General features: G+C 61.2%; 17 protein-coding genes. 12 read left to right on the top strand and 5 right to left on the bottom strand.

The window, feature by feature from the left end:
• The first annotated feature begins 3 nt into the window (after positions 1 to 3).
• The 10 genes from ACFOKJ_RS15935 (at position 4) to ACFOKJ_RS15890 (ending at position 13,502) form a co-directional block, all read left to right on the top strand.
• Positions 4 to 795, top strand: coding sequence for an SPOR domain-containing protein (locus ACFOKJ_RS15935; protein WP_390281431.1), 792 nt, complete (start codon positions 4 to 6; stop codon positions 793 to 795).
• 3 nt (positions 796 to 798) lie between these two features.
• Entirely contained in the window at positions 799 to 1,284 is a 486-nt protein-coding gene (locus ACFOKJ_RS15930; RefSeq protein WP_390281429.1) for a CvpA family protein, read from the top strand.
• 74 nt (positions 1,285 to 1,358) lie between these two features.
• The gene (purF, locus tag ACFOKJ_RS15925; protein WP_390281428.1) at positions 1,359 to 2,900 is read left to right on the top strand and encodes an amidophosphoribosyltransferase; all 1,542 of its coding nucleotides are present in this window, start codon (positions 1,359 to 1,361) and stop codon (positions 2,898 to 2,900) included.
• Between the two features lie 89 nt (positions 2,901 to 2,989).
• The gene (locus ACFOKJ_RS15920; RefSeq protein ID WP_390281426.1) at positions 2,990 to 4,171 is read left to right on the top strand and encodes an O-succinylhomoserine sulfhydrylase; all 1,182 of its coding nucleotides are present in this window, start codon (positions 2,990 to 2,992) and stop codon (positions 4,169 to 4,171) included.
• 194 nt (positions 4,172 to 4,365) lie between these two features.
• Positions 4,366 to 5,001 (top strand): TetR/AcrR family transcriptional regulator, encoded by a 636-nt coding sequence (locus tag ACFOKJ_RS15915; RefSeq protein WP_390281873.1) that lies wholly within the window; start codon positions 4,366 to 4,368, stop codon positions 4,999 to 5,001.
• Between the two features lie 50 nt (positions 5,002 to 5,051).
• A complete protein-coding gene (locus tag ACFOKJ_RS15910) occupies positions 5,052 to 7,490 on the top strand; it encodes an acyl-CoA dehydrogenase (RefSeq protein ID WP_390281424.1) in 2,439 nt (812 codons plus the stop codon).
• Between the two features lie 89 nt (positions 7,491 to 7,579).
• A complete protein-coding gene (locus ACFOKJ_RS15905; protein ID WP_390281422.1) occupies positions 7,580 to 7,960 on the top strand; it encodes an acyl-CoA thioesterase in 381 nt (126 codons plus the stop codon).
• Between the two features lie 174 nt (positions 7,961 to 8,134).
• Positions 8,135 to 9,523: an OmpP1/FadL family transporter gene (locus ACFOKJ_RS15900; protein ID WP_390281420.1), complete on the top strand. Its 1,389-nt coding sequence runs from the start codon at positions 8,135 to 8,137 to the stop codon at positions 9,521 to 9,523.
• Positions 9,524 to 9,729: 206 nt separating this feature from the next.
• Positions 9,730 to 12,105, top strand: a complete 2,376-nt coding sequence (locus tag ACFOKJ_RS15895; protein ID WP_390281419.1) for a 3-hydroxyacyl-CoA dehydrogenase/enoyl-CoA hydratase family protein — start codon at positions 9,730 to 9,732, stop codon at positions 12,103 to 12,105.
• Positions 12,106 to 12,299: 194 nt separating this feature from the next.
• The gene (locus tag ACFOKJ_RS15890) at positions 12,300 to 13,502 is read left to right on the top strand and encodes an acetyl-CoA C-acyltransferase (protein WP_390281417.1); all 1,203 of its coding nucleotides are present in this window, start codon (positions 12,300 to 12,302) and stop codon (positions 13,500 to 13,502) included.
• A gap of 81 nt (positions 13,503 to 13,583) precedes the next feature.
• On the opposite strand, the gene ACFOKJ_RS15885 is transcribed toward ACFOKJ_RS15890, so the two are convergent.
• The 5 genes from ACFOKJ_RS15885 to yjgA all read right to left on the bottom strand — a co-directional run bounded on the left by ACFOKJ_RS15885 (position 13,584) and on the right by yjgA (position 18,124).
• Positions 13,584 to 15,104 (bottom strand): PilZ domain-containing protein, encoded by a 1,521-nt coding sequence (locus ACFOKJ_RS15885; RefSeq protein ID WP_390281415.1) that lies wholly within the window; start codon positions 15,102 to 15,104, stop codon positions 13,584 to 13,586.
• A gap of 99 nt (positions 15,105 to 15,203) precedes the next feature.
• Positions 15,204 to 15,995 (bottom strand): indole-3-glycerol phosphate synthase TrpC, encoded by a 792-nt coding sequence (gene trpC, locus ACFOKJ_RS15880; protein WP_390281413.1) that lies wholly within the window; start codon positions 15,993 to 15,995, stop codon positions 15,204 to 15,206.
• A gap of 10 nt (positions 15,996 to 16,005) precedes the next feature.
• Entirely contained in the window at positions 16,006 to 16,983 is a 978-nt protein-coding gene (locus tag ACFOKJ_RS15875; RefSeq protein ID WP_390281411.1) for a YheT family hydrolase, read from the bottom strand.
• The gene (gene mog / locus ACFOKJ_RS15870; RefSeq protein ID WP_390281410.1) at positions 16,983 to 17,561 is read right to left on the bottom strand and encodes a molybdopterin adenylyltransferase; all 579 of its coding nucleotides are present in this window, start codon (positions 17,559 to 17,561) and stop codon (positions 16,983 to 16,985) included. The genes ACFOKJ_RS15875 and mog overlap by 1 nt, the downstream gene beginning before the upstream one ends.
• Positions 17,558 to 18,124, bottom strand: a complete 567-nt coding sequence (yjgA, locus tag ACFOKJ_RS15865; protein WP_390281408.1) for a ribosome biogenesis factor YjgA — start codon at positions 18,122 to 18,124, stop codon at positions 17,558 to 17,560. Before yjgA ends, mog begins: the two co-directional genes overlap by 4 nt.
• Before the next feature lie 102 nt (positions 18,125 to 18,226).
• Here yjgA and pmbA point away from each other — a divergent pair, with 102 nt between their 5' ends.
• Together pmbA and ACFOKJ_RS15855 are read left to right on the top strand one after the other, a co-directional pair.
• Positions 18,227 to 19,579: a metalloprotease PmbA gene (gene pmbA / locus ACFOKJ_RS15860; RefSeq protein ID WP_390281406.1), complete on the top strand. Its 1,353-nt coding sequence runs from the start codon at positions 18,227 to 18,229 to the stop codon at positions 19,577 to 19,579.
• Positions 19,580 to 19,654: 75 nt separating this feature from the next.
• Positions 19,655 to 20,794, top strand: coding sequence for a patatin-like phospholipase family protein (locus tag ACFOKJ_RS15855; protein ID WP_390281404.1), 1,140 nt, complete (start codon positions 19,655 to 19,657; stop codon positions 20,792 to 20,794).
• Positions 20,795 to 20,822: the final 28 nt, after the last annotated feature.

Here is a 20,822-nt window from a genome sequence, read left to right as displayed (position 1 = left end):
TCGATGGCCCTTTCCACTCATGATGAACTGCTGATGCTGCGCAAGCGCGCACGCCGCCGTCTGGTTGGCGCCATCGTGCTGGTGTCGGTATCGACAGCCGTGCTGTGGAACGTGGTTGGCCGCATGCCCGAGCAGGCGATGAAGCCGGAATCGGTAGACATTACCGGCTTGCAGGCTGCTTCTGCCGCCAAGGCAGTTGCGCCGGTGGTGGTTGCCGAGCCGCAGGCTTCGCAGCCGGTTACCGAGCTGCTGGCTACGCTGCCGCCGGAAGAGGCGGTAAGCCGCCCGGCCGTGGCTGCTGTCGATGCCACGGCCAGTGTGCCTGCCGTGGCGGCAAAGCCGGCGCCTCAGCCGGAAAAACCGGCTGTCGTAGTGTCGCCCAAGCCTGCCGTGCCCAAGCCGGAAAGCAAGCCCGAGCCTGTCAAGCCAGAACCGGCCAAACCGGTAGCTGCAAAGCCGGAGAAACCCAAGGCGGAAAGCAAGAAGCCGGATCCCATGGCAATCCTGGAGGGCAGGGAAGAGGCCAAAACCGAGGACAAGTCGGCGGCCAAGCCTGCTGACGCTGCACAGCGTTTCAGCGTACAACTGGCTGCCTTGTCCGATCCGTCCAAGGTGGAAGCGCTGAAGGCCAAGCTGGCTGGTGCCGGCATCAATGCCCGCTTCAGCAAGGTGCAGACCAGCAAGGGCGAGGTAACCCGGGTGCGCATGGGACCGTTTGCCTCGCGTGCCGAAGCCGATGCGGCGCTGCGCCGGCTGGCCAAGGCTGGCGTCAGCGGCATTGTGGTGCCGCAATAATTTATGACCTGGCTCGATTACCTGATCCTGGCGCTGATCATCGGCTCGATTGCCATTTCGCTGTTCCGCGGCCTGGCGGTGGAGTTGCTGTCACTGGGTTCCTGGTTGCTGGCGATCTGGGCCGCGCGCACCTTTGCGCCGATGCTGTCGGAGTTCGTGCCGTTGCCGGGCGATGGCATCAAGCTGGTGGTGGCGTTTCTGCTGCTGTTGTTGCTGACCTGGTTCTGTTCCTCGCTGCTGGGCGCATCGCTGACTGTGGTGATGGAATCGGTAGGGCTGGGTGGTGTGAATCGTTTTTTGGGCGGTCTGTTTGGTTTGCTGCGTGGCCTGTTGTTGGCTACCGTGGTAGTCATGGTCGGGGGCTTGAGCGATCTGCCCAAGACCCGCGACTGGCAGAACGCCCTGTTTGCCCAGCCGTTCGAGGCGTTAGCCATGGCCAGCCGGCCGTGGCTGCCGGACATGCTGGCGCAGAAAATGAAGTTTTCTTAGCTTTGCCATAGAGGGGTGATGATGCCGGTGCGTCCTCACCCCTTGTTTTTAGTCGTGTAGTCTGGGGATCAACTATGTGTGGAATTCTTGGGGTGGTAGGTCAGACGCCCGTAAACCAGCTGTTGTATGACGGTCTGCAGCTGTTGCAGCACCGTGGTCAGGATGCAGCCGGTATCGTTACGGCCAACGGCAAGACCTTTCACATGCACAAGGGCAGCGGGCTGGTGCGTGATGTGTTCCGTACCCGCAATATGCGCTCGCTGCAGGGCAATGCCGGTATCGGCCATGTGCGCTACCCCACCGCCGGCTCGGCTTCCAGCCTGGCCGAGGCGCAGCCGTTCTATGTCAACTCGCCGTTCGGCATCGTGCTGGCGCACAACGGCAACCTGACCAACACTGACGAGCTGAAGTCGGACATGTACCGCACGGACCTGCGCCACATCAACACCAACTCCGATTCGGAGGTGCTGCTGAACGTGTTTGCGCATGAAATTGCCGCGCGAGTCGAAAATGCCTCGCTAACGCCGGATGCGGTATTCGGCGCGGTGGAGGCGGTGCACCGCCGGGTGAAGGGCGCCTATGCCGTGGTGGCGATGATCGCCGGTTTCGGCCTGGTGGCATTCCGCGACCCCAATGGCATTCGTCCGCTGGTGATGGGCAGTAACGAAGTGGATGGTCACACCGAGTACATGTTTGCCTCGGAATCGGTGGCGCTGGACTGCTCCGGTTTCAAGCTGCTGCGTGACGTGGCGCCTGGCGAGTGTGTGTACGTGACCTTCGATGGCGGCGACATGCATAGCAAGATCTGTGCGGAAAACACCCAGCTGGCGCCTTGCCTGTTCGAATACGTGTACTTCGCGCGGCCGGATTCGGTGATCGACGGCGTGTCGGTATACCAGTCGCGCCTGAATATGGGCGAGATGCTGGCCGAGAAGATCCGCAAGCAGTTCCCGGGCATGGAAATCGACGTGGTGATCCCGATTCCGGATTCCAGCCGCCAGAGTGCGCTGCAGCTGGCCAATGCGCTGGGCCTGCCGTACCGCGAGGGCTTCATCAAGAACCGTTACATCGGTCGTACCTTCATCATGCCGGGTCAGGCAGTACGCAAGAAGTCGGTGCGTCAGAAGCTGAACCCGGTGGCGCTGGAGTTTGCCGGCCGCAACGTGCTGCTGGTGGATGACTCCATCGTGCGTGGCACCACTTCCAAGGAAATCGTGCAGATGGCACGCGATTCCGGTGCCAAGAAGGTGTACTTTGCCTCGGCAGCGCCGGCGGTGCGCTTCCCCAACGTGTACGGCATCGACATGCCGACTCGTGCCGAACTGCTGGCTACCGGCCGTGATGACGTGCAGATTGCGCGCGAGATCGGCGCCGATGCGGTGATCTACCAGGAGCTGGATGCGCTGGAGCAGGCGGTGCAGAGCATCAACCACCAGCTGAATGTGTTCGAGGCTTCCTGCTTCAGTGGTTGCTACATCACTGGCGACATCGACGAAGCCTACCTGGACGCCATCGAGGCGGCGCGAGGCAAGGGCAAGCAGCAACCGGAGGGCGATGACCCCAGCAGCAAGCTGGTGGATCTGAATCTGAACGTAGCCGAACAAAACCTGATGTAATGTGTTTATAACGACAAGGGTTGGCCGCATTGGCCAACCCTTGTTATCTTCGATGGTTATCCATCCATCGTTCGTATTGCGAGCAAATCATGTCCAATGATGACTCTTGTCCGTCCTTCCATCCTGAAACCCTGGCCATTCGCGGCGGTCGCGAAACCAGCGAGTATCGTGAGCATAGCCAGAGCCTGCATCTGACTTCGAGCTTTACCTTTGAATCGGCTGCCCAGGCGGCTGCCATGTTTCTGGGTGAAATCGAAGGCTATACCTATTCCCGCTTCACCAACCCGACTGTCAGTGCCTTTCAGCAGCGCCTGGCGATGATGGAAGGTGCGGAGCGTGCCATTGCCACTGCCAGCGGCATGGCGGCGATCCAGGCGACTATGCTGACGCTGCTCAAGTCCGGCGACCACATCGTGTCGTCGCAGAGCCTGTTTGGCTCCACCATCAACCTGTTCAACGGTGTATTGGCCAAGTTTGGCGTGGAGGTCAGCTACGTCGATGCGGCCAAGCTGGAAGAGTGGCAGGCGGCAGTAAAGCCGAATACCAAGCTGTTCTTCCTGGAGACCCCGTCCAATCCGCTGACCGACCTGGCCGATATTGCCGCCGTGGCCGACATCGCCCATGCCGCCGGTGCGCTGCTGGTGGTGGACAACTGCTTCTGCTCGCCGGCCCTGCAGCAGCCGCTGCAACTGGGTGCCGACCTGGTGGTGCATTCCGCTACCAAGTACCTGGACGGCCATGGCCGCGTGATGGGGGGCGCAGTAGTGGGCAGCGACAAGCTGGTGGAGCAGGTATACCTGCATGTCCGTACCGCCGGGCCGACGCTGGCGCCGTTCAATGCCTGGGTGCTGCTGTCCGGTCTGGAAACCCTGCACTTGCGCATGGAAAAACACGTTGCCAGCGCGCAGGCGCTGGCCGAATGGCTGCAGCAGCAGCCGGCGGTGAGCCGTGTATTCTTCCCAGGGCTGCCAAGCCATCCGCAGTATGAGCTGGCCTGCCGCCAGCAAAAAGGCGGCGGGGCGGTGGTGTCGTTCGAGGTGGAGGGTGGTCGCGAGGCGGCCTGGCGCGTGGTGGATGCGGTGCAGATGATTTCGCGTACCGCCAACGTGGGCGACGTGAAGAGCACCATCACCCATCCGGCCTCCACCACCCATGCCCGCATTACCCCGGAGGCACGTGCCAAGGCTGGCATCACCGAAGGCCTGCTCCGCGTGGCGGTGGGGCTGGAACATATTGAAGATATCAAGGCCGATTTGTTGCGCGGTCTATAAAAATAAACAATTGTTTCAAGCAGGCGGCAGTCTAGAATATGGACTGCCGTTTTCAGTTTGTTAACGATTTGCAGGAGTAAGGCAATGCATTCCTTGACAGGCGTCAAATCTGAACGTATGTTTCAAACACTTGTTCGAAAGTCATGATGGACAAGGCGACGCAACTTATTACCCCGATCAAGGTTCAAGACAACATGGAAGCGAACAAACCGGATACCGCAACGCGCATTCTGGATGTAGCAGAACGCCTGTTTGTGGAGCATGGTTTTGAGGCCACCTCGCTTCGCATGATCACCCAGCAGGCAGAAGTGAATCTGGCTGCGGTGAATTACCACTTCGGTTCGAAAGATGCGCTGTTCGAGTCGGTATTCATGCGGCGGATCGGCCCCTTCGTGGCGGCCTGTCTCGCGGAGCTGGATGCTGCGGAACAGTCGGGTGAAGCGCTGTCGGCGGAGGCATTGGTACGCTCCTTTGTCCGTCCGTGTCTGGCACTGTCAAAAGACCCTGCGAGGGGCGGGGCGCTATTTGTCAGGCTGATGTCGCGCACGCTGGTGGAAAATCACCGCCTGCTGCGCGAGGCACTTTCCCAGCAGTACAGCGTGTTCGTGCAGCGGTATACCGCTGCCTTCCAGCGCGCGCTGCCGCAGTTCGCAGCCGAAGATATCGCATGGCGCATGCACTTCGCGTTTACCGTGATGTTCAACGCCTTTGCCGGTAATGATGTGCTGAAGATCTTTGGCCGCAGTCAGGTGGTGAATGCCCGTGACCCGGAACTGATCGTCAAGCACCTGATACCTTTTGTCGTGGCGGGGTTGTCGGCGCCCATCTGATTGACTTGACAGGGTCAACACGAGGGTAAACCACAATGATATCTGCCGTAATGCTTGTCCTCTTGATCGGTGCGCTGGCCTATTTCCGCGCACCGGTTTTGTTCTGGACTGTCGTGCTGGCTGGCTGGCTGGCCAGTCTGCAACTTGTCTGGGGCTGCCAGGTACCGCTCGCCATCTGGGTGGTATTCGGCCTTGTCGCCGCTGTACTCAATCTGCCTATCCTGCGCCGTGCGGTATTCACCGGCCCGGTATTCTCCGTATTCAAAAAAATCACTCCGGCCATGTCGCAGACCGAGCAGGAGGCCATCAATGCCGGTACGGTATGGTGGGACCGCGACCTGTTCTCCGGCAAACCGGACTGGCAGCGCCTGCTGTCGTTCCCGGACCCGAAGCTGACTGCGGAAGAGCAGGCTTTTATCGATGGTCCGACCGAGCAGCTGTGCAAGATGGTGGATGACTGGAAGATCACCCATGAGCTGAAAGACCTGCCGGAAGAGGTGTGGCAGTTCATCAAGAACAACGGCTTCCTGGGCATGATCGTCAAGAAGAAGTATGGCGGTCTGGAGTTCTCCAATTACGCGCATGCCAAGGTGGTGACCAAGATCGCCACCCGAGGCGGTACCGCAGCAGTGTCGGTGATGGTACCGAACTCGCTGGGGCCGGGCGAGCTGCTGCAGCATTACGGTACCGAGGCGCAGAAGGACTACTACCTGCCGCGTCTGGCCAAGGGCGTGGAAGTGCCATGTTTCGCTCTGACCAGCCCGTACGCTGGTTCCGACGCCGGTGCGATTCCGGACTACGGCATTGTCTGCCATGGTAGCTATACCGACCCGCGTAGCGGCCAGCGTCATGAGAACGTGCTGGGTATCCGTGTGAGCTGGGAAAAACGCTGGATCACCCTGGCGCCAGTGGCCACCATTCTTGGTCTGGCGTTCAAGATGTACGACCCGGAACACCTGTTGGGCGACAAGGAAGATATCGGTATCACCTGCGCACTGGTGCCTACCGAGCACGAGGGTGTGTGCATCGGCCGACGCCATTTTCCGGGTGGCGCCGCGTTCATGAACGGCCCGACCTGGGGCAAGGATGTGTTCATTCCGCTGGAGTGGATCATCGGCGGTCGCGACTATGCCGGCCAGGGCTGGCGCATGCTGGTGGAGTGTCTGTCGGTGGGGCGTTGCATCTCCTTGCCGGCCATGTCGGTGGCTTCCGGCAAGGTGGCGTCCTACGCCACTGGCGCCTATGCCCGCATTCGTGACCAGTTCGGTCTGTCCATTGGCAAGTTCGAGGGCGTGGACGAGGCGATGGCGCGCATCGGTGGCTTCACCTACCAGATGGAAGCATCGCAGGATCTGGCACTGACCGGCCTGGATATCGGCGAGAAGCCCTCGGTACTGTCCGCGGTGCTGAAGTACCACAACACCGAGCGCATGCGCAAAACGCTGAACGATGCCATGGATGTGCATGGCGGTAAGGCGGTGGTGCTGGGGCCGCGCAATTACCTGGCGCGCGCCTACCAGGCGATTCCCATCGCCATTACCGTGGAAGGTGCCAACATCCTTACCCGCTCGATGATCATCTACGGCCAGGGCGCGATTCGTTGCCACCCGTTCGTGCTGCGCGAGATCAAGGCGGCAATGGAGAACGATGGTGGCGAGTTCGACAAGGCAATCACCGGCCACATCAACTTCGTGATCAGCAATGTGTTCCGCTCGCTGTGGATGGGGCTGACCGGAGCCAGGCTGGTGGGCAGCCCGAAAGGTGGCGAGGTGGCTGGCTACTACAAACAGCTCACCCGTTTCTCCAGTGCCTTTGCGCTGCTGTCCGATATGGCGATGTTCAGCCTGGGCGGTAGCCTGAAGTTCCGCGAGAAGCTGTCGGCGCGCCTTGGCGACATGTTGTCCAATCTGTACATTGCCTCTGCCTGCCTGAAGCGTTTCGAGCGTGATGGCGCACCGAAGGAAGACCTGCCGGTCCTGAAATGGGCGGTGGAAAATGCGCTGTATGACCTGCAGCAGGCCATGGATGGCTTTCTTGCCAACCTGCCCAGCCGCATGTTGGCCGCAGTGCTGCGCAAGGTGATCTTCCCATGGGGCCTCACGCTGAAGCCGGCCAGTGACCATATCGGCACCCAGGTGGCACGCAGCCTGATGGAGCTGGGACCGACCCGCGATCGCCTGACCCGTGGCATGTTCGTGTCGCAGGACGAAACCGATCCGGTAGGGGTGCTGGTGCCGGCGCTGAAAGCGATGCTGGAAACCGAGCCGGTGGAGCAGAAGCTGCGCAAGCTGGCGCGTGATGGCAAGTTCCAGTCGGTGACCGCGCGCGAGCGTCTGGCCGAAGCGCTGCAGGGCGGTGTGATTACCCAGGTCGAGTTCGATGCCGTTAGCCGCGCGCGCAAGCTCAAGCGCGACGTGATCATGGTCGACGACTTCGACAAGAAGCTGGAGCTGCATGACGAAGGCTTGCTGCAGCGCCTGATCTTCTAAGCCGAGTTTGGGCATCGGAGCGGCCGCTGGCCGCTCTTCTTCTGCCGATGTCGCTTTGTGTGGCAGAGCGACATCTGGAGGAGATGACAATGCAAGAGAATTTGCTGCACGCCGGCAACCGTCAGCCGGTTTTGCGTGTTCGTGCCGAGGTGCATGGCACCAATGTCCATGGCCGTGTGCACATGGGCTGGCTGATGGGGCAGATCGACCTGGCCGGATCGGCAGTGGCCGAGCGCCTGGCGCGCGGGCAGGTAACCACCGTGGCGGTGAATGCCTTCCAGTTCGCCAACCCCATCCAGTTGGGTGACTTTGTTTCCATCTATGCCGACAAGCTGCGCCTGGGGCAAAAGTCGGTGACACTGAAAATCACCGTGGAAACCGAGCGCATGAGTGGGGAAGTGCTGCCGGTGACCGAGCTGATTTCTACCTATGTCGCCATCGATGACGATGGTCGTTCCCGCCTGATCTGATCTTTTTGCGCGTTTTTTGGTGGCAAACCATCAGTGTGGCAGTAATGAAACGATTGTTTGGAACATTCGCTCGAAAGAACTTGATCAAGGTATCGACTCTGATACCATCGGCAACAGATCGAACCAAACAAAACGATCAAGACAGCACTGCCAAAACACAGAGGGAATAACACCATGCAACTCAAGCGTCTGACTCTTTCGGTGATGCTCATGGGGGTGTCTGCAGCCACCCTGGCTTCTGGCTATCACTTCGGTACCCAGTCGGTAAGCTCGCAATCCACCGCCAACGCCAGTGCTGCAGAAGCAGCCGATGCGTCCACGATTTTCTACAACGCCGCCGGCATGACCAAGCTGGAAGGTACCAACTTCTCTGGCGCGCTGAACCTGGTGGCGCCGAGCGTCGAGTACAGCAATGCGACAGGTAATTACACCACTGCCGGTACGCCGCGCCCGATCGGTGCCGCCATTAGCGGTGCCAATAGTGGCAAGATCACCGAAGATTTGGTTGCTGTGCCACATCTCTATCTCACCCACAAGCTGACCGATCGCGTTGTTGCCGGCTTGGGCATTTACGTACCGTTTGCCTCCGAAACCGAATATCAGCGCAACTCCGTACTGCGTTACAACCTGAATGCTACCTCGCTGAAGACAATCGACTTCAACCCGACCGTAGCCTTCAAGCTGAATGATCAGCATTCGGTGGCGCTGGGTTTGACTGCCCAGTACGCCAAAGCACACCTGCGGCAGTATGCCAACTTTGGCTCTGGGCTCGGCGCGAACGGTGTGTATGACGGCTTTGCTGACGTGGATGGTGACGACTGGGGTTATGGCTACAACCTGGCCTGGCTGTGGGATGTGGATGCCAATACCCGTATTGGCGTGAACTATCGTTCCGAAATCGAGCATAACCTGTCCGGCACTGCCAAGTGGCAGCGCGGCACCGACGCACTATTAGGAGCAGGTGGTGCTCCTGGTGTTGTCTCCAACCTGGTGAAGTCGCTGTTCCCGGATGAAGAGGCGGCAAGTATCAAGATCACCACCCCGGAGTCACTGTCCTTGCATGCCATGCGCAAGCTGGATCCGAAAGTTACCCTGTTCGGTGATGTTACCTGGACCAAGCATTCCCGCTTCAGCTCGGCACAGCTGAAGTACGCCACCAGCAAGGCTGCTGCCGGCCAGTCCGATACCACCTACCTGAATCCGGCGTGGAAAGACACCTACAAAATTTCTCTGGGTGGCGCTTACCAGTACTCCGATGCACTGCAGCTGCGTACCGGTGTGGCCTACGACAAGTCGCCGGTGCCGGATGACGATCACCGCCTGGCAACCCTGCCGGACAATGACCGTATCTGGTTGTCGTTCGGTGGCCGCTACAACCTGAACAAGGCTTCTTCTATCGACTTCGCCTATAGCTATATCTTCATCAAGGATGCCAAGGCTAATGTTGATGGCCGCTGCCTGACTCAAGGTCAGAGCACCTGCGTATCCAGCCAGACAGTTGGTACCGCTGAGTATGATTCCCACGCCCAGATTCTGGGTGTGCAGTACAACTACAAGTTCTGATCGCAATCAGTAGCAATGCGGCCAACCTTTCAAGGTTGGCCGCAAGACACGGTAGTCCGCTGCCGTTTTTTTAAGGGTAATGCTGAATTTTTGTTCAGTTACTGTATCGGACTTGCCATGCAGTAGAAACCCGAGCAGGGCCTACCCGGAACCTATAATCCGAGAGGCCTTCACCATGTTTGTTCGATAAGACAACCGAGGAAACCATGTCTCAAACCAAATTCATCGTGCGCAAGGTGGCCGTGCTCGGCGCCGGCGTGATGGGGGCGCAGATCGCCGCTCATCTGGTTAATGCCAAGGTGCCGACCGTGCTGTTCGACCTGCCTGCCAAGGAAGGTCCGAAGAGTGCGATTGCACTGAAAGCCATCGAGGGGCTGAAAAAACTCAAGCCGTCGCCGCTGTCCAACAAAGACGCGGTGAATTTTATCCAGCCGGCCAACTATGAAGAGCACCTGCATCTGCTGCAGGAGTGCGACCTGGTGATCGAGGCGATTGCCGAGCGCATGGACTGGAAAACCGATCTGTACCACAAGGTGGCGCCGCATCTGGGTGCGAACACCATTTTCGCTACCAACACCTCCGGCCTGTCGATCAACCAGCTGGCCGATGGCCTGCCTGCCGCGCTGAAGCCGCACTTCTGCGGCGTGCATTTCTTCAATCCGCCGCGCTACATGCATCTGGTCGAGATCATCCCGTGCGTGGGCTCCGATGCAGCGATGCTGGACAACCTGGAGCGCTTCCTGGTGACCACCTTGGGCAAGGGTGTGGTGCGTGCCAAGGATACCCCGAACTTCGTGGCCAACCGCATTGGCGTGTTCTCCATGCTGGCTACCATCGCCAACGCCGAGAAATTCGGCATCCGCTTCGACGTGGTGGACGACCTGACCGGCCCGCGCCTGGGTCGCCCGAAGTCCGCGACCTTCCGCACCGCCGACGTGGTGGGCCTGGATACCTTTGCCCACGTGGTGAAGACCATGGACGATACGCTGCCGAATGACCCGTGGCATGGCCTGTTCAAGTCGCCGGAATGGCTGCAGAAGCTGATCGCCGCCGGTGCGCTGGGTGCCAAGACCAAGGCTGGCATCTACAAGAAGGATGGCAAGCAGATGTTCGTGCTCGACCCGGCCAAGGGTGAGTACGTCGGCAGCGGCCAGAAAGGCGATGACGCGGTCAAGGACATCCTGAAGATCGCCAATCCGGCGGAAAAATTCCAGAAGCTGCGCGATAGCGAGCACCCGCAGGCGCAATTCCTGTGGGCCTGCTTCCGCGACGTGTTCCATTACATCGCCTACCATCTGGGCGATATCGCCAACTGTGCCCGCGACGTGGACTTTGCCATTCGCTGGGGCTTTGGCTGGAGCGTTGGTCCGTTCGAAACCTGGCAAGCTGCCGGCTGGCAGCAGGTGGCCAAGTGGATTGCCGAAGACATCCAGGCCGGCAAGTCGCTGGTAGCTGCCGAGCTGCCGGCATGGGCGCTGCAGGCGGATCGTGCCGGCGTGCACTTTGCCGACGGCTCTTTCGATGCCGCTGGTGGCAAACTGGTTGGCCGCAGCACGCTGGATGTGTACCAGCGCCAGCTGGCTCCGGCCAAGGTGCTGGGTGAGGCGAATGCGCCGCTGGGCGAAACCGTGTTCGAGAACGATGGCGTGCGCGCCTTCACTACTGGCGACGGCGTGCTGGTGGTGTCGTTCAAGTCCAAGGCCCACGCGATTGGCCCGGACGTAATCGACGGTCTGCATACCGCCATCGATATTGCTGAAGCCCGCTTCAAGGGCCTGGTGATCTGGCAGACCGAGGAGCCGTTCTCCGTCGGTGCCGACCTCACCTCAATGATGCCTGCCTTCATGATGGGCGACTGGGATGCCATCGACGCCACCGTGCGCCGCTTCCAGGACACCTCCATGCGCCTGCGCTACAGCCAGGTGCCAACCGTGGCGGCAACCCAGGGCTATGTGTTCGGTGGCGGTTGCGAGTTTGCCATGCACTGCGACAAGACTGTTGCCGCGCTGGAGTCCTATGTTGGTCTGGTGGAAGTGGGCGTGGGCCTGCTGCCGGGCGGTGGCGGTTGCAAGGAGTTTGCCTTCCGCGCCGCACAGGAGGCACGCGGCGATGTGTTGGCCGCACTGAAGGACTACTTCATGGCTATCGCTACCGCCAAGGTGGCCACCAGCGGCCAGGAAGCACAGGAAATCGGTTTCCTGCGCAAGGGCGATCCGGTGGTGTTCAACAGCTACGAGCTGCTGCACGTGGCCAAACAACAGGCGATTGCCATGGCCGAGGCCGGCTACCGCCCGCCGATGCGTGGCGCCACCTTCCCGGTGGCCGGTCGCGCTGGCGCTGCCTCCATCAAGGGCCAGCTGGTGAACATGCTGGAAGGCCGGTTCATCAGTCAGCACGATTTCTTCATCTCCGGCCTGATCGCCGACGTGATGACCGGTGGGGACGTGGAGCAGGGCACGCTGGTGAACGAACAGTGGCTGCTGGATCTGGAGCGCAAGGCCTTCATGACGCTGCTGAAGACCAGCAAGACCCAGGACCGCATTGCCAATATGCTGACTACCGGCAAGCCGCTGCGTAACTGATCGCTTGGGGGTGATTCTGGTGCGCGTGCCGATCTTGAAGCTGTGATGTTCGCCGTACCATTTGTACGGCTGTGCTTCTCGCTTCAACCTCGGCCCGCTCACGACGAATCCTCCCACAAGCCCTGTAAGGCCAGAAACATAGGCAGGTTGACACGCTGAGGGGCAGGTCAATCTGCCGCCAGGAGAATCAAAAAATGAGTAAACAAGTACAGGAAGCTTACATCGTTGCGGCTACCCGCACCCCGGTAGGCAAGGCGCCGCGCGGCATGATGCGCCATGTGCGCCCGGACGACATGCTGGCGCACGTGATTACTGGCGCGCTGGCCCAGGTGCCGACGCTGGACCCGAAGCTGATTTCCGACTGCGTGGTGGGTTGTGCCTTCCCGGAGGCGGAGCAGGGCCTGAACATGGCGCGTATCGGCGTGCTGCTGGCCGGCCTGCCGGATACTGTGGGTGGCATCACCATCAACCGTTACTGCTCGTCCGGCATCAACGCAGTGCAGATCGCTGCCGACCGCATCCGCATGGGTGAGGCCGATGTGGTGATTGCTGCCGGCTCCGAGTCGATGTCGATGGTGCCGATGATGGGCAACAAGGTGTCGCTGAACCCGGCCATCTTCGCCAAGGACGAGAACTACGCCATTGCCTACGGCATGGGTCTGACTGCCGAGAAAGTGGCGCAGCAGTGGAACGTATCGCGCGAAGACCAGGACGCGTTTGCGGTTGAATCCCACCGTCGCGCACTGGCAGCCATCGATGGTGGCAAGTTCAAGCACGAGATCACCCCGCTGGAAGTGACCTACCGCACGCCGAACCTGGAAAACGGCGAAGTGATCAGCAAGACCCGCGTGCTGGACACCGACGAAGGCCCGCGCCGCGAAACCACGCTGGATGGTCTCGCCAAGCTGAAGACCGTGTTCGATGCCAAGGGCTCAGTAACTGCCGGCAACTCTTCGCAGATGTCCGACGGTGCTGGCGCGGTGATCCTGGTCTCCGAGCGCATCCTCAAAGAGTTCAACCTCACCCCGCTGGGTCGCTACGTCACCTTCGCGGTGAAGGGCGTGCCGCCGGAAATCATGGGCATCGGCCCAAAAGAGGCCATTCCGGCTGCACTGCGCCAGGCTGGCATTGCCCAGGGCGATCTGAAGTGGATCGAGCTGAACGAGGCCTTTGCCGCTCAGGCACTGGCGGTAATGCGTGATCTGGAGCTGGATGGCAGCAAGGTCAACCCGCATGGCGGCGCCATTGCGCTTGGTCACCCGCTGGGTGCTACCGGTGCCATTCGTACCGCCACCCTGGTACACGGCATGCGCGATGCCGGCATGCAGGGCTACGGTATGGTGACCATGTGTATCGGTACCGGCATGGGTGCTGCTGGCATCATTGAAGTGCTGTAATGACTTGCGGCCAACCCTGGTGTTGGCCGCAAAGACAAAGCCCGGCTATGTGCCGGGCTTTGTTGTTTTGACTCACGAATCTCAGGTATTGAGCCGTTCCAGTGCCTCGAATTCCACATGCTGGCAGTCCTCGTGGCTGGCAATCAGGCTGTTGATGCGAATCTGGTAAGTTTTGCCATTGGCGGATAGCGTGAGTACGCGGTTGTCGCCGGCAAGTTTGCCTGGCACCAGGAAAATACGCTGGCCGCTGCGGGTGTTGTTCTGGGTGATGTAGATGCCGTTGAACGGGGTGCTGTTGATGTTCTCGCTCAGCTGTACCGGCAGCGGCATGCTGCCGAGCATTTCCACCCCGACCTTGGTGCCGCCCTCGCTCAGGCGCTGTACGCGGCGGATCAGGCCGATCTGCGCGGGTTGGCCGCGGGTGGTTACCCAGATGGTGCGGCCGATCAGCAGGCTGTCAACATCGCGGCCCAGGTAGGTCAGGCCGATGCCGGCTTCGCTGGAATCGGTGACGCGCCATTCGTCGCTGAATTGCTCATCGCCAAGCGGCACGTTGCGGCTCAGGCGCAGGAAGTGGGCAATACGCTCGAAGCCGACTTCCACCTTGGCGATGCTGCTGGTCATCATTCGCTCATGCCGGCGCATGGATTTGCCGCCATCCTGCGACCAGCGGCTGGATAGCTTCTGCAGCAGATTGCGCCAGCTTTCCACGCTCATTGACGGCAGGGCCTTGCGGAAACTGTCGGGGATTTCCTGATCGAAATCCAGGATCAGGTCGGCCAGCCGGTTTACCACCGCATCGCCGGACCAGAAACGGCAGCCCTTGCCCAGCGTGCCACGGCGCAGCAGCTGCGGCGGCGAGGGCAGGTCCAGGTTGATGACGTACTGAAAATCGCTGCTGGTGGCGGTTTCGCCCAATTGCACATCGTCGGACAGCCGGGACAGCATCAGGTGGATGGCTTCGATCTCGATCGGCACCAGGTTGTCGGTTTGCGCCAGGTGCAGCATGGCTGCCTGGATCAGCATTTTCTCGGCGGTGACGCTTTCGGCGTCTTTTTCATACAGCGTGAATGGTTTTTGCTGGAAGCCGGCTTTCTCGATCAGTGCGTACAGCCGGTATGCCTGCAGCCAGGTGTTGCCATCGGCGTAGATGTAGCGCAGTGCGCTCCAGCGGATCAGGCTCAGCTGATGATGCAGTGCGCGTACCGCCGCCAGCTCCAGCGCTGCGGTGAACTGCGGGGTCTTGCTATTCTGGCTCTGGCGCAGGCACAGCAGGTAGCCATTGGACAGTTCTGTCCAGTAGGCCAGGATGGTCGGCAGGTAGGCACGGGCGCGTGGCGTGCCCGACAGGTAGTCCAGGCACAGGTGGTGGTGGATCGGCGCGGTATGGGTGTCGACGTACAGCAGGGTGTTGATGCGGTCCTTGAAGGTGACGCTGACATCCTTGTTGATGCGCGCCACAGCCTTGATGATTTCGACCAGGGCCGGCCTGCTGTCCATGGTCGGCAGGGTGCTTACCAGTCGGGTGGCCGACTCGGTGGTTTCGGTGCTGGTACGCTTGCCGACGGTAACGGCGCGCAGTATGGCTTTAAGGTCGATCATCGTGTGCTGGAACCGTGGTAGCTGGCCTATGCAAATATGGTCGCTTAAGACTGTGGCGGCAAGTGAATTAAGCGCTTGCAGTGAATCATCGGCTGGAAATCAAAAGAACATCCGCGCCAGACCTGCTCCCGGGTCGGCCTCGCGCATGAACGCTTCGCCTACCAGGAAGGTATGTACCGCGTGCTCGCGCATCAGCGCCACATCCTGCTGGCTGAGAATGCCGCTTTCGGTTACCGCGATACGCTCGCTGCCAATCTCCGGCAGCAGGCGCAGCGTGGTCTGCAGGTCTACCTCGAAGGTGCGCAGGTTGCGGTTGTTCACGCCCACTAGCGGAGTATTCAGCTGCAGCGCGGCTTCCAGCTCGTATTCGTCGTGCACCTCCACCAGTACCGCCATGCCCAGCTCCTGCGCCAGCGCCTCGAAGTCGCGCATCTGCGGCAGCGACAGCGCGGCGGCGATCAGCAGGATGCAGTCGGCGCCAATGGCGCGGGCTTCCACGATCTGGTACTCGTCGACCATGAAATCCTTGCGCAGCACCGGCAGCTGGCAGGCAGCACGGGCGGCAACCAGGTAGTCTTCGTGACCCTGGAAGTAGGGTGCATCCGTCAGTACCGACAGGCAGGCGGCACCGGCTGCCGCGTAGCTGGCCGCAATCGCAGCCGGGTCGAAATCGGCGCGGATCACGCCCTTGCTGGGGCTGGCCTTCTTGATCTCGGCAATTACCGCTGGCAAGTTGCGGGCATGCTTGTCACGAATGGCGCCGACAAAGTCGCGGCGATCATCGCGGCGGGCTTCCGCCTCGGCACGCAGGCTGGCCAGCGAGCGCAGTGGCCGGCGCTGGGCGACTTCCTGGGTCTTGGTGGCACAGATCTTGGTGAGGATGTCGGACATGTCCAGGCTTTCAGTGATCGCCGCCGGGGTAGTTGTCGGCGGCAATGAGATGGGTATCGAAAAATCCTAGCAGACGTTGCGGCAGCCAGTCGAGCCGCCCCGGAAACGGGCCGGTGGCAAAGCCGACGTGACCGCCGCGTTCTGGCAGTTCCAGTGTTACCGCCGCGCTGACCTCGTCGGGTAGCGGCAAGGCACTGGGCGGCAAAAACGGGTCGTTGCGCGCATTCAGCAGCAGGGTTGGCCGCATGATCTGCCGTAGCAGTGGCTTGCTGCTGGCGCGTTCCCAGTAGTCGCTGACATCGCGGTAGCCGTGTAGCGGCGCGGTGACCAGGTTGTCGAACTGGGCGAAGGTGCGCGCGCGGCGCAGCGCCTGTGCATCGAACAGTTGAGGATGGCGCTGCAGTTGGCGCAGCGATTTGGGCTTCAGCGTGGACAGGAACATGCGGGTGTACAGCCATTTGCCGAGGCCGCGATCCAGTCGGGTACTGGCGGCGCCCAGGTCTATCGGTACCGATACCGCGGCCGCAGCCAAGGGCAGCGCCTGTTCTTGCTGTTCGCCCAGGTAACGCAACAGCATATTGCCGCCCAGCGACACGCCAGCCGCGAACAGCTGCGGATGCTCCTTGGCCAGTCGGTGCAGAATCCATGCCACCTCGGCCGAGTCGCCGGCGTGATAGGCTCGCGGCTGCTGGTTTTCCACGCCGCCGCAGCCGCGGAAGTGCGGCACTGCGCCATGCCAGCCACGCTGCGCCACTGCCTGCATCAGTGCGATGGCGTAGTGGCTGTGGCTGCTGCCTTCCAGGCCGTGGAACAGTACCACCAGCGGGGCGCCCGGCTGGCCATCCACGCGATCTACCGCGACCTCGCCGCCGTCAGGTGTCGGCCATAGCTCGCGGCGGTACACCGGCGGGCGCTGGCGGATGAACAGTGCCGGCCAGATGGTGTCGGCATGGCTGCCATGCAGCCAGCGCGGCGGCTGGTAGCTCATCAGGCTTGCGGCTTGATGGCGGATTTGGGGCGGAATGCCTTGACTACCTCCGGGCGGGTTTCCACGTACGGCCCGCCGATCAGGTCCAGGCAGTAGGGCACGGCGGCGAAAATCCCAGGTACGGTTACCACGCCTTCTTCACGCAGGCCTTCCAGGGTTTCGCGAATGGCCTTGGGCTGGCCAGGCAGATTCAGGATCAGGCTCTGCTTGCGGATCACGCCTACCTGGCGCGACAGAATGGCGGTGGGAACGAACCTCAGGCTGATCTGACGCATCTGCTCGCCAAAGCCCGGCATTACGCGGTCGGCTACCGCCAGCGTGGCTTCCGGGGTGACATCGCGCGGCGACGGGCCGGTGCCGCCGGTGGTGAGTACCAGCTGGCAGCCTTCTTCGTCCACCAGCTGCCGCAGCGAGGCTTCGATCTCGGCTTGCTCGTCCGGAATCAGGCGGGTGATGGTGGTGAATGGGGAACTGATCGCCAGCGTCAGCCAGTCCACCAGTGCCGGAATGCCCTTGTCTTCGTATACGCCCTGGCTGGCGCGATCGGAAATGGACACCAGCCCGATTTTCAGTGTCATGCCTGTTCGTCCTCGTTGTCGAAGTCGTCGTCCGGCGCGTTCTTCTGCTTGCCCTGCTGCGGGATCAGGTCCTTGATCATCTGGAACAGCTGGCGTGCCGCCTTGGGTGCCTTGTCTTCGGCGCGTTCCTTGCGCGCATTGCGCACCGTGGTACGCAGCTGCTGCACGTCCACCTCGGGGAATTCGGCAATGAACTGCTGTACGTTCTTGTCGTCCTCCAGCATGCGTTCGCGCCAGCGTTCCAGCAGGTGCAGCCAGTTGGTGTGGGCGCTGGCATCGCCGCGCAGTGCGGCCAGCTTTTCCTCGATCGGCGCCGGGTCGACGCCGCGCATCAGCTTGCCGATGTACTGCATCTGGCGGCGCTTGGCGCCGTTGGCGGTAAAGCGCTGGTAGTCGAGCACGGCCACCAGCAGATGCTCGTCCAGTTCCATTTTCTTGAGCTTGCCGGCCGGCAGCTCTGTCAGCTCGCGGCCCAGTTCCTGCAGGGCTTCGCTATCGCGCTTGAGCTGGGAACGGCTTGGAGGCAGGCCGTTGTCGTCTTCGTTCAGGTAATCAGTGGCCATTGGTAAAGCTTGTGAAAAGTGTCAAGCTGGTATGATACCGGAAATCACCCTGCTACGGCCGCCTGAGCAAGCTGCGCGCCGTGCACCTAGCGGAAAGCGGATATGTCGGAACAAATTTTTTCTTATAGCGAAGCGACCCTGGAAAACATCGTTGGCCGCATGCTCAGCCTGGCGAAAGATGGCGGTGCTACCGCAGCGGAAGCAGATGTGTCCGAAAGTTGCGGCCAGAATGTGTCGGTACGCCTGGGCGAAGTGGAAACCATCGAGTTCAATCGCGACAAGGGCGTATCGCTGACGGTGTATATCGGCCAGAAGAAGGGCCATGCCAGCACTTCCGATTTTTCCGACCGGGCGCTGGCCGATACCGTGGCGGCGGCGCTGAACATCGCGCGCTATACCGCCGAGGACGACTGCGCCGGCCTGGCCGACCAGGCGCTGCTGTTCGACCACGCCAATGATCGCGAGCTGGAGTTGTACCAGCCGTGGAGCCTGCCGGTGGAACGTGCCATCGATATCGCCCGCGAGTGCGAGGATGCGGCGCGGGCGGTGGATGCGCGCATCAGTAATTCGGAAGGCGGCAGCGTATCCAGCCACGTCACCCGTCACAGCTACGGCAACAGCAGCGGCTTTGTCGCCAGCCAGACCACTTCGCGCCATAGCCTGTCGGCAGCGGTAGTGGCCAGCGGCGGCGACAGCATGCAGCGCGACTACTGGTACAGCAGCGCACGCCACCCGGAAGACTTGCTATCTGCTGCCGAGGTTGGCCGCGTGGCCGGTGAGCGCACCGTGCGCCGGCTGGATGGCCGCCGTGTGAAGACCGGCCAGTACCCGGTGCTGTTCGAGGCGCCGGTGGCGGGTAGCCTGCTGTCGCACCTGGTGCAGGCGGTGAGTGGCGGCAGCCTGTACCGCAAGTCGAGCTTCCTGCTGGACTCGCTGGGTACCCAGGTGGCATCGCCGTTGCTGAACGTGCACGAAGACCCGTTCCTGGTGCGTGGCCTGGCCAGCGGCTGTTACGACGAGGAAGGCGTAGCTACTCGCGAGCGCGAGCTGGTGAAGGATGGCGTGCTGCAGGGCTACTTCCTGGGCAGCTACTCGGCGCGCAAGCTGGGCATGCAGAGCACCGGCCATGCTGGCGGCTCGCACAATCTGCTGGTGCGGCCAACCGCCACTGGCGGCCTGCAAGCATTGCTGCGACAGATGGGCAATGGCTTGCTGATTACCGAGCTGATGGGCCACGGCATCAATATGGTGACCGGCGACTACTCGCGCGGCGCCAGTGGTTTCTGGGTGGAAAACGGCGTGATCGCCTACCCGGTGGAAGAGTTCACCATTGCCGGCAACCTGCGCGAGATGCTGCAGCACATCGTGGCTATCGGCGATGACATCGACCGCCGGGGCAGCCGTTACATGGGCTCGGTGCTGCTGGAAAAAATGATGGTGGCAGGCGAGGCCTGATTTGTACTTGCCCCAGTAATTAAGCATGACTTGCAACTGCTGATACTGTCCCATAATGAAAAAAAGGGGAGAGTCATGAGCAAGTCTAAGCCTGCAGTGGGCCTGGTACTGGCCGGCGGTGGCGCCCGCGCCGCCTATCAAGTTGGGGTGCTGATGGCGGTGGCGCACATGCTGCCGCGCAACAGTGGTAATCCGTTTCCCATCATCAGCGGCACCTCGGCTGGTGCCATCAATGCCGTGGGGCTGGCTGCCGGGGCAACGCATTTTCGCCGCGCCACCGCCTTTCTGGCCAAGATGTGGAAGGGGCTGCATGTTCCGCAAATCTATCGTTCCGACTGGCCATTCTTTGCCCAGGCCTTTCTGCAGTGGGGGGGCTCGGTATTTACCGGCGGCAAGCTGGTGCACAACCCGCCCAGCTTTCTCGATAACGCGCCACTGCGTGAGCTGCTGTCGCATTCGGTGCAGTTCGAGGGCATTGCCCAGTCCATTCATCGAGGCGACCTGCGGGCGCTGGCGCTGACAGCCTCCTGCTACAGTACCGGGCAGTCGGTGAGCTTCTTCGAAGGCGCCGACTGCATCGACGAATGGGATCGGCACCAGCGCCACGGCGTGCGCGAGCGCATTGGCCTCGACCACCTGATGGCCACCTCGGCAATTCCGCTGATCTTTCCCGCCGCCAGCATCGGCGGCAGGTTCTATTGCGATGGCGCCATCCGCCAGATGGCGCCGCTGTCGCCAGCCTTGCACTTGGGGGCGGAAAAACTGTTCGTGGTGGGGCTGAACTCCACCCGGCCCAGCCAGGAGCGACGGCTGCAGGCCGACAAGCCAACGCTGGCGATGATATTCGGCCACTTGCTCAACAGCATCTTCTTTGACAGCATGGCGGCCGACATGGAACGGCTGACGCGGGTCAATCACACGGTCTCGCTGATCGACGAACATGTGCGCAGCAGCGGCCGCACAGCGCTGAAGCGGGTGGATGTGTTTAATATTTCTCCGAGTGTGTCGCTGGAAGCCATCGCCTATAAGCATGTGCAAAGTTTTCCGCCGGCAATGCGCTTCCTGCTGCGTGGTACCGGCGCCATGCGCCAGCGAGGGTCGGTACTTGCCAGCTACCTGCTGTTCGAACCCGGCTACTGCAAGGAGCTGATCGAGCTGGGTTATCGTGATGCCATGGCGCGCCAGGTTGAGGTGCTGAATTTTCTGGAATATTGATGGTCTGCAATTATTGTCTTTGCTTATT

Source organism: Vogesella amnigena (assembly GCF_042648905.1).
GTDB lineage: Bacteria > Pseudomonadota > Gammaproteobacteria > Burkholderiales > Chromobacteriaceae > Vogesella > Vogesella amnigena.
The sequence above is the reverse complement of the archived record's forward strand: the minus strand, read 5'-3'. Positions and strand labels throughout refer to the sequence as shown.